At 73.0% G+C, this 11056-nt stretch carries 13 protein-coding genes; 7 read left to right on the top strand and 6 right to left on the bottom strand.

The features are described from left to right. A partial coding sequence (locus B351_RS0104655) for an aldo/keto reductase (RefSeq protein WP_019397886.1) occupies positions 1–1080 on the bottom strand: 1080 nt, incomplete at its 3' end. Positions 1081–1208: 128 nt separating this feature from the next. On the opposite strand from B351_RS0104655, the gene B351_RS0104650 reads away from it, so the two are divergent. From B351_RS0104650 to B351_RS0104640, 3 genes are all read left to right on the top strand, one after another. Then, on the top strand, positions 1209–1496 hold the full coding sequence (locus B351_RS0104650) for a DUF3247 family protein (protein WP_019397885.1): 288 nt from the start codon (positions 1209–1211) through the stop codon (positions 1494–1496). A 191-nt stretch (positions 1497–1687) separates the two neighbouring features. Beyond that, a complete protein-coding gene (locus tag B351_RS0104645; RefSeq protein WP_019397884.1) occupies positions 1688–2191 on the top strand; it encodes a hypothetical protein in 504 nt (167 codons plus the stop codon). Between the two features lie 126 nt (positions 2192–2317). Beyond that, the gene (locus B351_RS0104640; RefSeq protein WP_019397883.1) at positions 2318–2599 is read left to right on the top strand and encodes a hypothetical protein; all 282 of its coding nucleotides are present in this window, start codon (positions 2318–2320) and stop codon (positions 2597–2599) included. Here B351_RS0104640 and B351_RS0104635 read toward each other — a convergent pair. Further along, positions 2596–3672, bottom strand: a complete 1077-nt coding sequence (locus B351_RS0104635) for an MFS transporter (protein WP_050992137.1) — start codon at positions 3670–3672, stop codon at positions 2596–2598. The two genes, B351_RS0104640 and B351_RS0104635, sit on opposite strands and share 4 nt — an antisense overlap. 193 nt (positions 3673–3865) lie before the next feature. Between B351_RS0104635 and B351_RS0104630 the strand changes: the two genes are divergently transcribed. The 3 genes from B351_RS0104630 to B351_RS0104620 all read left to right on the top strand — a co-directional run bounded on the left by B351_RS0104630 (position 3866) and on the right by B351_RS0104620 (position 5191). Continuing rightward, entirely contained in the window at positions 3866–4096 is a 231-nt protein-coding gene (locus B351_RS0104630) for a DUF6522 family protein (protein WP_019397881.1), read from the top strand. Between the two features lie 93 nt (positions 4097–4189). Then, on the top strand, positions 4190–4459 hold the full coding sequence (locus B351_RS0104625) for a hypothetical protein (protein ID WP_019397880.1): 270 nt from the start codon (positions 4190–4192) through the stop codon (positions 4457–4459). A gap of 66 nt (positions 4460–4525) precedes the next feature. Then, complete coding sequence (locus B351_RS0104620) at positions 4526–5191, top strand: HAD hydrolase-like protein (protein ID WP_019397879.1); 666 nt, start codon at positions 4526–4528, stop codon at positions 5189–5191. Between the two features lies 1 nt (position 5192). On the opposite strand, the gene B351_RS0104615 is transcribed toward B351_RS0104620, so the two are convergent. Together B351_RS0104615 and xth are read right to left on the bottom strand one after the other, a co-directional pair. Continuing rightward, positions 5193–7379, bottom strand: coding sequence for a hypothetical protein (locus B351_RS0104615; protein ID WP_019397878.1), 2187 nt, complete (start codon positions 7377–7379; stop codon positions 5193–5195). A 102-nt stretch (positions 7380–7481) separates the two neighbouring features. Beyond that, positions 7482–8285 carry an exodeoxyribonuclease III gene (gene xth / locus B351_RS0104610; RefSeq protein ID WP_026010366.1) on the bottom strand — a complete coding sequence of 268 codons (804 nt, stop codon included), beginning with the start codon at positions 8283–8285 and terminating at the stop codon, positions 7482–7484. Between the two features lie 152 nt (positions 8286–8437). Here xth and B351_RS16220 point away from each other — a divergent pair, with 152 nt between their 5' ends. Next, complete coding sequence (locus B351_RS16220; protein ID WP_019397876.1) at positions 8438–9052, top strand: M23 family metallopeptidase; 615 nt, start codon at positions 8438–8440, stop codon at positions 9050–9052. A gap of 267 nt (positions 9053–9319) precedes the next feature. On the opposite strand, the gene B351_RS0104600 is transcribed toward B351_RS16220, so the two are convergent. Both B351_RS0104600 and dapA read right to left on the bottom strand, forming a co-directional pair. After that, complete coding sequence (locus B351_RS0104600; RefSeq protein ID WP_019397875.1) at positions 9320–10081, bottom strand: DUF72 domain-containing protein; 762 nt, start codon at positions 10079–10081, stop codon at positions 9320–9322. Positions 10082–10142: 61 nt separating this feature from the next. Then, positions 10143–11045, bottom strand: a complete 903-nt coding sequence (dapA, locus tag B351_RS0104595) for a 4-hydroxy-tetrahydrodipicolinate synthase (RefSeq protein ID WP_019397874.1) — start codon at positions 11043–11045, stop codon at positions 10143–10145. Between the last annotated feature and the right edge of the window lie 11 nt (positions 11046–11056).

Raw genomic sequence — 11056 nt, 5'->3', positions numbered from 1 at the left:
CGGGGCCTCGCGTTCGACCAGGCCCTCGTCCTTCAGTTCCGCCCACAGCGTCGGCGGCACGTCCACCGCCATCGAAGCCACGTTCGCCCGCACCTGCTCCGGCGTGCGCGCGCCCGGGATCACCGCCGCCACCACGTCCGGCGCCGCGGCGAACTGCAGGGCCACGGTGCGCAGGTCCACCCCGTGGCGATCGCAGGCCGCCTGCACCCGCGCGCGCTTGCCGGGTGCCCAGTCCGGCACCTCGCCTTCGTAGAGATAGCGGTCGCGCCCGGCCAGGTAGCCGGCCAGCAGGGGTGCACCCACCACCACCGAAGCGCCGCGCGCGGCGATCCTCGGGAAGGTCTCGTGCAGCGCCCGGGCGTGGTCCAGCAGCGAGTACTGGCAGGCCAGCAGGAAGATGTCCGGATCGGCTTCCTCCAGCGCAGCCAGCGCCGGCTCGGGGCGGTTGACCCCGAAACCCCCGGCCTTGATCAGGCCTTCCGCCCGCATCCGGGTCAGTTCGGGCATGGCACCCTTGGCCGCCTCGGTGAAGCGCCGCTCCCAGGGCATGCCCAGGTCCTGCTCGTTGTCCGGCGACAGGTCGTGGATGAACACCACGTCCAGCTGCGATACGCCCATCCGGTTGAGGCTGTCCTCCACCGAGCGCCTTGTCCCGGCGGCCGAATAGTCGTAGCGGTAGCGGAACGGCGCCGGCTCCACCCACATGGTCTCCTGCAGCGGGCCGCTGGTGCCGGTCAGCAGCCGGCCCACCTTGGAGGACAGCACGTATTCCTCCGCCGGATGCCGGTGCAGGACATGGCCGAAGCGCCGTTCCGACAGGCCCAGGCCATACCAGGGCGAGGTGTCGAAGTAGCGCACGCCGGCCTCCCAGGCCGCGGCCAGGGTCGCCTCGCACTGCGCGTCGCTGGCTGCGGCGAAGCCATTGCCGAACGCCACCCCGCCCAGGCCCAGCTTGGCCGGCGGGCGATAACGCTGCGAGGGCGGGTTGCGCGGCAGGGAACGGGTGGAAACATGGCCGCGTGTGGGCAGGACGCTGCCGGGCTCCGGCAGCGGGGGCGCGGTCCGGGTCGGATCGGTCATGGCCGCGTGCTCCGCAGGATGGCGCTCCAGACTGCGGCCGGCGCGGTCCACGCCACGTGCAGGCGCGGCCATGATCCGGCGGTCACTTGCCTCCGGCTAGCGTGTGCAGTCCCCGATGGAGGACGGCCATGAACAGCATAGCCATCGCACCGCGCGTGCATTCCGACCCGCAGGCGATCGAACGCCTCAAGGCCCTGCAGCTGGAGCTGGACGGCGAGCTGGAGGTGGAGGTGCACATGCGCGACGGCAGCATCCTGCGCGGCACCCTGCCCGAGCGCCCGGCGATCCAGCAGTTCCTCGATCCGGACGGCAACGAGGGCACCAACGGCCTGTTCCGGGTCGACGACGGCGACGGCGGCATGCACCTGTACTGGCTGGACGAGGTGGAACGCGTGGTGCGGGTCGGCTCCTCCTGAACCCGATCCGCGACCGCGGTCGCCATTGCACGCTTTGCATCGCGGCCACCGCGGCGATTCACGCGCAGGCCCCCCGCGACCGGACAGCGTGGCCGCGCGCCCCACCCCAACGACGGATCAATGCAAAGCCATCGCCACGCCTGTCGACCACGTTGCCTGCCCCCGGCATGCACCATCGCCGGGGGCAGGCCGTGAATGGACCCGCGCCCCACGCGGGCAAGCCCCGCCTCCGCATCCGCCGCAGCCTGACCTTCCAGGCCGGCGCCACGCGCATCCTCGATGCCTGGTGCGATCCGGCCGTGCAGGCACGGATCCTCGACGGCGCGGCCGAGCCCGTGGCCGGCGGGGATGCCGGATTGTGGCGGGTCAGGACGCCGCTGGGACCGTCGCCGCGGGTGCACCTGCGCCTGGATGCGCGCGACGCGGCGCGTGCCTGCCACCACGCCGAAGGCGAAGGCGGATTCCTGCTGTCCAGCGAACTCACCGCCCTGCCCGCCCGCGGTCGCCCGGGCATCGAAGTGGCACTGGAAGTCGCGTTCCACGCCGAAGGCTTCCCCACCGGACTGCTGGGCCGCCAGGCCGACCCGGCACCCCTGCTGCTGGCCGGCCAGGCCCTGCGCCGGCTGCGCGAATGGGTGGAAACCGGCCGCATCTCCCCGGCCTTGCCGGGTCCGCGCGCCGCCGATGATGCCTGAAGGCGGGAGCCTCACCCCGGTTTGACCCTCCGCGCGCGAAGCTGGGCCGCCTCCGGCCATTCCCGTGCAGACGATGACGCGCCCATCTTGCAGCCAGTCCAGCCACCGACGCCGCCGGAGCCGGCCATGAACCCGGACCTGATCGGCTGGGCCGCATCGGCGGTGCTGCTGGCCACCCTCGCGCGGCAGATCCTCAAGCAGGCCCGTAGCGGCGGCGAAGGCGTGTCGACCTGGCTGTTCGTCGGCCAGGCCACCGCCTCGGCCCTGTTCATCGTCTACTCGGTGCTGCTGGACAACACCGTGTTCATCGTCACCAACAGTTGCCTGCTGGCCACCGCCATCGTCGGCCAGGTCATGGCCTGGCGCACGAAGCGGCGCGGCGGCGATGCCAACGCCGCCGCCGGCTAGGCGCGCAACCAGCGCGTGGCCACCGCCACTCCCAGCACCGCCGCACCCAGGCACCAGAACGCGAACTGCAGCGAGGTGCCGTGGGCGACGAAGCCGACCAGCGCCGGCCCGGCCAGCACGCCGGCATAGCCGAGGGTACTGATCGCCGGCACCGCCAGGCTTTCCGGCATCGCGGCCTGGCGCCCGGCGGCGGAGAACATCACCGGCACGATGTTGGCGCAGCCGATCCCCACCAGCACGAACCCGCCCAGCGCCGGCCACGCCCCCGGCGCCAGCACGATCAGCGCGAAACCCGCGAACGCCACCAGTGCGCCGGCCACCACCGCGCGCAGCGGACCGATCGCCTGGACCACGCGGTCGCCGCTCAGGCGCGCCACGGTCATCGCCAGCGAGAAGGCCACGTAGCCCACGCCCGCGCGCGCCGGATCCATGTCCTTGGCCTGGTCGAGGAACACCGCACCCCAGTCGAGCATCGCGCCCTCGGCCAGGAACATCACGAAGCACACCGTGCCGATCAGCAGCACGCTGCCGCGCGGCCAGGCGAAGGCCGGCACGTCCGAATCCACCCGTTCAGCGCGCCAGTGGCGGCAGGCGGCGGCCACCAGCACCAGCACCACCGCCACCGCCGCCACGCACGCCGGCAAGGGCGCGGCGCCGGCACTCAGCAACGCGGTCATGGCGGCCGCGCCGGCGAACCCGCCAATGCTGTAGAACGCGTGGAAACCCGACATCAGCGCGCGCCCGCTCTCGCGCTCCACCGCCACCGCCTGCAGGTTCATGGTGCAGTCCATCGCGCCGATGGCCGCGCCGAACACGAACAGCGCCAGGCCGAGGCCGACCGCGCCCGGGGCCACCGCCAGGGCCGGCAGCGCCAGGCTGGCGGCCAGCATCGCCGCGACCATCACCCGGCGGCACCCCTGGCGCGCGGCCAGGGCGCCGGCCAGCGGCATCGCCACCAGCGAGCCCGCGCCCAGGCACAGCAGGACGATGCCCAGCATCGCCTCGTCCAGCCCCGCGCGCGCCTTGGCGAACGGCACCAGCGGCGCCCAGGCGGCGATGGCGAAGCCGGGCATGAAGAAGGCCGCGCGGGTGGCGTGCTGCTCGAGGCGGGGCGTGGTTGGCACTCGGGAAACTCCTGGGTGGGCCGGGCGGCCATTATCCCCGCCGCCAGTGGGGGCCACCGCTTGTCCGCGCGTGGCGGCATGACCTGGATCAAGGACGCCATCCCGCCGCCCTGTGATGCTGGGAGGGCACAGGAGGCATGCGATGGCCAGCGGCAACCTTCCCGCCCTCGAGATCGACGGTGCCCGCGTGGCGGCGCGGGTCGGCCTGGAAGTGCCCGAGTTCCGCCGGCTGATGGACCAGGGCAGGATCGCCGTGCTGTGCGAGCGCGGCACCGGCGAGGACGCCGGCACCTGGCGCGCCACCTTCTACCACGGCCGCCGGCGCGCGCGGTTCCTGATCGACCGCTGCGGCCGGGTGGTGGACGTGGACTGAAGCGCTCGCCCGGAAGATCGTGCAGGCGCGTTGACCGCCCGGGCACGCGCCCGGGAGGAACCTGCAGCCATCCCCACAGCAGCGAGGTGCACCATGATCCGGGGCCTGTTCGTCGGCGGCGTGGTCGACAACACCGAGATCGACCTGGACCCGGGCAAGCCGCCCATGCACTACCCGCCCGACGGCGGCGGTGGCCAGTCCCGCTACCGCCTGCGCCAGGTGGGCACCGGGCAGGACGGCGAGGTCGCCTGCGCGGTCTACGGCGCCCCCGACACGCCCTACGCGGAGGTGGCGCGGGTCAGCGGGGAACGGGGCTACGCGCGCCGCTTCGAGGTGGCGCTGCAGGAAATCGAGGGTGAATGACGGCACGGGCACGGGCCGGGCGGGACCGGGCAGAATCGCGTCCTTCCCGCCCCCCGCGCCCGCCGCATGCCTTCCATCACCGCCGCAACCACCGGTACCTGCCGCCGCTACGACCTGGCGGTGTTCGACCTCGACGGCACCCTGGCCGACTCCTTCGGTTTCTTCGTGGCCAACCACAACCGGCTGGCGCAGCGGCACCGCTTCGCCCCGATCGCCGCGCACGAGGTCGAGCACCTGCGCGGCATGAGCCCGCGCCAGGTCATGCGCCACACCCGCCTGCCGGCATGGCGGCTGCCGCTGGTGGCGCGGGATTTCCGCCGGCTGATGCAGGCCGAGGGCCATGCCATCGCCTGCTTCGACGGCGCACGCGAGGCCCTGCACGCCCTGCATGCGCGTGGCATGCGCCTGGCCCTGGTCACCAGCAACTCGGCGCAGAACAGCCGCCGCATCCTGGGCGAGGACTGCTGGGACCTGCTGGCCCACGTCGAATGCGGCGCCTCGCTGTTCGGCAAGGCGCGGCGCCTGCGGCGGGTGCTGGCCCGCACCGGCGTGCCCGCCGCGCGTGCCATCTACATCGGCGACCAGGCCTCCGATGCCGAGGCCGCGCGCCAGGCCGGGCTGGCCTTCGGCGCGGTGGCCTGGGGCTATGCCACGGCCGAGGCGCTGCAGGCCTGCAACCCGGAGGTATGGCTGCAGCAGGTGTCCGAGCTGCAGGCGCTCGGCGGCGCCTGAGCTACTCCGGCAGCAGCGCCGGCCTGGATTCGTACCACTCGCGCGCCCCGGCCAGGTGCAGCCTGCGCTGCCCCGGCTGCAGTTCCACGCCCATGCCCAGCACGCCCCAGCGCGCGTAGAGGTCGCCGTCGGGCTGGCCGCCGGCGATGCGCAGCCGCGCCTGCAGGCCGATGCGGTCGTTGCTGGCGTGGACATGGTCGAACACCAGTTCCTGGTCGCGGATGCGCAACCGCCCGCTGGCCTGGGCCCGTCCGGAATCGACCAGGTTGCCGATCCAGCGCGGGAACGCCTTGCGCTCGGCGAACAGGCCCACCAGCACGCTGGCGTCGCGCATTTCCACCGTGCCGCGGCCGTTGACCTCGAACGGCTCGCGCCAGTGCAGTTCGCCCTGTTCCAGGCGCATGCGCGCCCACCAGGGCGCCTGGCCGCCACGCTCCCGCTCCAGGCGCACGCCGTCCAGGCCCACGCTCAGCGCTTCGACCGCGTAGCGGCGTTCGCCCACCTGCAAGCGGCGCAGGCGGCTGTCCAGCTCCACGTTGCCCGACAGCCGCGAAGGCCCGAGCGCCAAACGCACGTCGCGCCCGCGCAGGCGCATGTGGCCGTCGACCATGCCGCCCTCGCGGTCCAGGTGCAGGTCGCCGCTGGCCAGGCCGCTGCCGCCCAGCAAGCGCGCACTGGCACCGGGCAGGTAGCGGTTGTAGCTGCGCAGGTCCGGCACCTCCGCGTCCTCGAAGCGCAGCCGCGCCCGTAGGTGCTGCTGGAATTCCGCCAACGGGCCGGCCGACACCAGCTCCAGGCGCAGGTCGCGCCCGCGCAGGTCCACCTGGCCCGGACGTGCCTCGGGTCCAAGCGCGAAGTGCCGCAGCCGGATGTCGGCTTCGGTGCGCGGGGCGCCGGCCTGCTCCAGCACGCGGACACGCGCCTGCGCCTGTCCCGCGAAGCGGTTGTCCAGGACGCGCGCGGCCAGCCCCAGGCGGTCCAGGTCCATGCGGCTGCCGGGCCGTGGCTGGCCGTCGGCCAGCACGATATCGGCGTCCAGGTCGCCGCGCCCGTCCACTTCCAGCCAGGCCAGGTCGTCCAGCAGGGTGTCGATCCAGCGCAGCGGCAGCTGCGGCCAGTGCGTGCGCAGGCGGCCGTTGAGCGCACGCACCGGGCGCAGCCAGTCGTCGGGCCCCAGGCGGCGGTCGTCCACCCGCAGGTCGGCCTGCAGCCAGGGTGCACCGGGCCTGGTGCGCGGCATGCGGAGCGCCAGCTCGATCGCCTCGCGGCGCGTGCGCAGCGCCGCACCCAGCGGGTACCGCACCGGCCGCCCTTCCGCATCCAGCGCGTGCACCGGCGCCGACCAGTCCAGGCGGCTGCCGGGTCGCAACACGCCGCGGCTGAGCGCCAGGTCCGCGCGCAGGTGACCGGCCTGCCCGGGCGCGTCCAGCGGCAGCGCCTCGCCATGGCGCGCGGACAGGTCGATCGCCGGCGCGGCACCCTCGGCGCGCAGGTACGCGTCCAGGATCCCGAACTTCTCCCGGCCCTGCGCCCGTTCCCTGATATGCGCCGGGATCGCCAGGCCGAACTCCAGCCTGCCCCCGCGCAGCAGTTCCACCCCGGCCACCGACAGGGTGGCTTCGGGCATGCGCAGGGTGGATGCGCCCACCGCCATCGGTCCGCCCTGCAGCTGCTTGGTGAACACGAAGCGGGCGTCACCGCGGCCGCTGACCCGCGCCTGGTAGAAATCCAGGCGCAGCAGGCTGGGCGTGGTGATGGCCGGGAAATCCAGGGTCCAGCCACGGCCCCCGCGCTTCGATGGCAGCTTGTCCTCGGCGACCCTGGACACATGCACGGAAACGTCGTGCGCGCGGATGGTGCCGAAGGACACCGTGCGCCCCAGCAGCGGCAGCACCCGGATGCGGCCGTCGGCGCGGGTCGCGGCGACCGCCCAGCGGTTGGTGCGCGCATGCCCGCCCATCACCACCCCGCTGGCGTGGATATGCCCCGGGTAGGCGCTCAGCGCCCAGTCCCAGCGCGCGTGGTAGCGGTCGGGCTTGCGGTTGGCCACGCGCTCGCCAATGGCGCTGTTGAGGAACAGGTTGGCGGCGAACAGGTACAGCAGGTACAGGCCCAGCAAGGTCCAGCCGGCCCGGCGCAGGCCGGTGCGATGGGCCTGCAGCCAGGCGCGGGGGGAAGGAATTGGCATGCGCACAGCATCGCCGGCGGCGGGTGATGGCGGCCTCCACGCGCCCGGGGTCCCGTTGCCCGGAGCTTGGCGATGCAGCGGCGCGTGGCGCTTCGCCTGCCCCTACCGCGGCAGCTTCACCGTTACCCAGGTCGGGGCATGGTCGCTGGGCTTCTCCAGCGCCCGCACCCAGCGGTCCACCCCGGCATCCTCCAGCCCGGCCGCCAGCACCGGATTGAGCAGCAGGTGGTCGATGCGCAGGCCGCGGTCGCGTTCGAAGTGCTGGCGGAAGTAGTCCCAGAACGTGTAGATCCGCGCCTGGCCGTGCACCTGGCGCAGGGCGTCGGTCCAGCCCTGGGCCAGCAGCTTCGCGTAGGCCTGGCGTACCTCCGGCTGGATCAGCGCGTCGCGCTTCCACGACTTCGGGTCGTACACGTCCTCGTCGCTGGGGATCACGTTGAAGTCGCCGAGCAGCGCCACCGGATGCGGCAGTTCGACCAGGGTCGCGGCGTGCCGCGCCAGGCGTGCCATCCACTTGAGCTTGTAGTCGAACTTCGGGCCCGGCTGCGGGTTGCCGTTGGGCAGGTACAGCGCGCCCACCACCATGCCATGCACCGCCGCCTCGATGTAGCGGCTCTGGTGGTCGTCGCGGTCGCCCGGCAGCCCGCGGCGGCTTTCCACCGGCCTGGCCCCGCGCCCGAGCAGCGCCACGCCGTTCCAGCGGTGCTCGCCATGCCAGATGGCGCAGTAGCCAGCCGCTTCCAGCTCCGCCGCCGGGAACGCCTCGTCGCGCGCCTTCAACTCCTGCAACGCCACCACGTCCGGCTGCTCGCGCTCCAGCCAGGCCAGCAGGTGCGGCAGGCGCGGGCCGATGCCGTTGACGTTGTAGGTGGCCAGCTTGAGCACGCGTGGCTTGCGGCGGGGCATCATCGCTCCGTGGTCGTGGCGGGATCCTCCTCCGCGCGAAGCTAGGGCCAGTGGGGTCGGCAGGCAGTGAACGCCCATGCGAACCCGGCCACGTTCGGCGCGCCTTGCGGCTTGCTAAGCTCGCCCGGCATCGACGCGCACGGGGAGGGTGCATGGAGTTCCGGAACATCCTGCAGTCGAAGTGGGCGCTGGCCCTGCTGGGCCTGGTGGTCGTGCCGGCCGCGTCGGCCCGGTCCTCGCGGACCGATCCCGAGCCGCCGCCGCAGTTCCTCGCCCACCCCCTGTACGCCACGCGCTACACCTGCACCGAGCACGCCGCGGGCGACCTCGGCTACCTGGGCGACGACCTTGGCCAGGACTGCCTGGTCCAGGAGTTCGTCGAGAGCGATGGCCGCGCCTTCACCCGCCTGTACCGCAACGACGGCTACAGCAACGCCGACTGGTACGGCTGGAACCAGCCGGTGCTCTCGCCCTGCGATTGCACGGTGCGCAGGATCTCGCTCAACCCGGTCACCAACGAGCCGGGCATCGCCGGCAAGCCGCCGGCTTCGATGATCCTGCTGGATGCCGCGGACGGCACCCAGGTGGTGCTGGGCCATATCCAGGACCCGGTGGTGCGCGAGGGCGAAGCCGTGCGCGCCGGGCAACAGTTGGCCCGGGTCGGCAACAATGGCTATTCGCGCAGCCCGCACATCCATATCGGTGCCTGGCGCGACGAACAGCCGCTGCAGATCCGCTGGGACCAGCGCCGGATCGCGAGCCCCTGACGCCACCCGCACTGCCAGCCCGCCCTTGCCCGGACAGCGCCTGCAGGTCCCGGGCAGGCAGGCGCCTGGCCCTGCACCCTGCCCACGCTCCGGGCCAGGCGTCCGTGCTGCCGATGATGACCACCTGCGAGAACCCACCGGCATGGCGCGTCCGCCATGGAGCGCCGTCGCACTTCGGCCAGCAAGGCGAACCAGGGATTGGGATGGCCGATGCGCAGGACCGGAAGCGATGCCGCCGTCGAGTCCGGGGTGGCCTCCCTGTGCAGGTCAACCGCGGGCCTGCTTCGGCACGTCCCCATGCAGCAACTCCTGCAGCCGCGCCGCGTCGGGGATCGCGAAGCCGTGCGCGGTGTTGTCGAACACCACCCAGCGCTGCCCCCTGCCCGTCGCCGCGCGCACCTGTGTGGCCAGTTCGCGCAAGGCCGGCTCTGCGTAGTCGCTGTAGTAGATCCGGGGCGAGCCATGCCAGCGCCAATAGCGCCAGCGCGGCGCGGCCGCAGGCGCGTCGCCGCCGGGCACCCGCGGCGGATCGGCCGCCACCCGGGCCACGTCGTACCGCCGCAGCAGGTCCTCCGCGCGTGGCGTGAACCAGCCGGGATGGCGGGGCTCGCACGCCAGCGGCACGTCGCTGCGGCGGCGGAACATGGCGAAGAACGCCGATGCGCTACGCGCGTCCAGTTCCAGTCCGGGCGGCAACTGCAACAGGAAGCCGCCAAGCTTCCGGCCCAGGCCATCGACCTGCTCCAGGAAGCGGTCCAGCGCCGGGCCGGCGCCGCGCAGCCCCAGTTCGTGCGAGATCTCCTGCGGCAGTTTCACCGAGAAGCGGAAGCCGCGCGGCACCGCGGCGGCCCAGCGCCGCCAGGGGGCGTGCTGGTGCGGGCGGTAGAACGAGGAATTGACCTCGACCACGTCGAAGCGCGTGGCATAACGCGCCAGTGCGCTGTCGCCCGCGCCGAACAGCGCTGCGTGGCGCCCGGGGATGGACCAGCCGGCGCAGCCGATGCGTACCCCGCCGGTTCCCGCGCCCATGGTCCCTCCCGCCAGACCGGGGGAGTGTCCGGCACGCGGCGTGAGTGTGCGGCGAAGCCCGTCAGCCTTCGAGCAGGCCGGCCTCGCGTAACGCGGCCTCGACCTTTGCCTGGTTGGCGGGCTCCAGCTCGGTCAGCGGCAGGCGCAAGTGGCCACCGATGCGGCCCAGGCGCTTGAGCGCCCACTTCACCGGGATCGGATTGGCCTCGCAGAACAGCTGGCGGTGCAGCGGCAGCAGGCGCAGCTGGATGCGCATGGCTGCCTCCACGTCCTTCGCCAGCGCCGCGGCGCACAGTTCGCGCATCAGCCGCGGGGCGACGTTGGCGGTCACGCTGACATTGCCATGGCCGCCGCACAGCATCAGTGCCACCGCGGTGGCGTCGTCGCCGGAGAACACTGCGACCCCGTGGGGCGCCTCGCGCACCAGCCACTGGGCGCGCTCGATGTTGCCGGTGGCTTCCTTGATGCCGGCGATCCCCGGTACCTGGGCCAGGCGCAGTACGGTGTCGTGCTGCAGGTCGGCGCCGGTGCGGCCGGGCACGTTGTACAGCACCACCGGCAGGTCGCCGGTGGCCTCGGCAATGGCGCGGAAGTGGCGGTACTGCCCTTCCTGGCCGGGCTTGTTGTAGTACGGCACCACCTGCAACTGGCTGTGCGCCCCGACCTTGCGCGCGTATTCGGCGAGGGCGATCGCTTCGGCGGTGGAATTGCCGCCGCAGCCGGCCATTACCGGCACCCGCCCGGCCGCCTGCTCGACCGCGACGCGGATGATCTCGCAATGCTCCTCGACGCTGACCGTGGGCGACTCGCCGGTGGTGCCGACCACGCCGATGCAGTCGGTGCCTTCGGCCACGTGCCAGTCCACGAGTTTGCGCAGCGCGTCGTAGTCGACGCTGCCGTCGTCGTGCATGGGCGTGACGAGCGCGACGATGCTGCCGCGCAGGAAGACATCCGGACCGGTCATGGCGTGGGGTG

This window comes from Pseudoxanthomonas sp. GW2 (assembly GCF_000283075.1).
Taxonomy (GTDB): domain Bacteria; phylum Pseudomonadota; class Gammaproteobacteria; order Xanthomonadales; family Xanthomonadaceae; genus Pseudoxanthomonas.
This window is presented reverse-complemented; position numbering and strand designations above follow the sequence as displayed.

Coding starts and splice junctions, on each gene's coding strand:
- dapA (WP_019397874.1), bottom strand. CDS start 11,045: ATGACCGGTCCGGATGTCTTCCTGCGCGGCAGCATCGTCGCGCTCGTC.
- B351_RS0104635 (WP_050992137.1), bottom strand. CDS start 3,672: ATGCCCGGCTTCGCCATCGCCGCCTGGGCGCCGCTGGTGCCGTTCGCC.
- B351_RS0104625 (WP_019397880.1), top strand. CDS start 4,190: ATGATCCGGGGCCTGTTCGTCGGCGGCGTGGTCGACAACACCGAGATC.
- B351_RS0104620 (WP_019397879.1), top strand. CDS start 4,526: ATGCCTTCCATCACCGCCGCAACCACCGGTACCTGCCGCCGCTACGAC.
- B351_RS0104640 (WP_019397883.1), top strand. CDS start 2,318: ATGAACCCGGACCTGATCGGCTGGGCCGCATCGGCGGTGCTGCTGGCC.
- xth (WP_026010366.1), bottom strand. CDS start 8,285: ATGCCCCGCCGCAAGCCACGCGTGCTCAAGCTGGCCACCTACAACGTC.
- B351_RS0104600 (WP_019397875.1), bottom strand. CDS start 10,081: ATGGGCGCGGGAACCGGCGGGGTACGCATCGGCTGCGCCGGCTGGTCC.
- B351_RS0104650 (WP_019397885.1), top strand. CDS start 1,209: ATGAACAGCATAGCCATCGCACCGCGCGTGCATTCCGACCCGCAGGCG.
- B351_RS0104615 (WP_019397878.1), bottom strand. CDS start 7,379: ATGCCAATTCCTTCCCCCCGCGCCTGGCTGCAGGCCCATCGCACCGGC.
- B351_RS16220 (WP_019397876.1), top strand. CDS start 8,438: ATGGAGTTCCGGAACATCCTGCAGTCGAAGTGGGCGCTGGCCCTGCTG.
- B351_RS0104630 (WP_019397881.1), top strand. CDS start 3,866: ATGGCCAGCGGCAACCTTCCCGCCCTCGAGATCGACGGTGCCCGCGTG.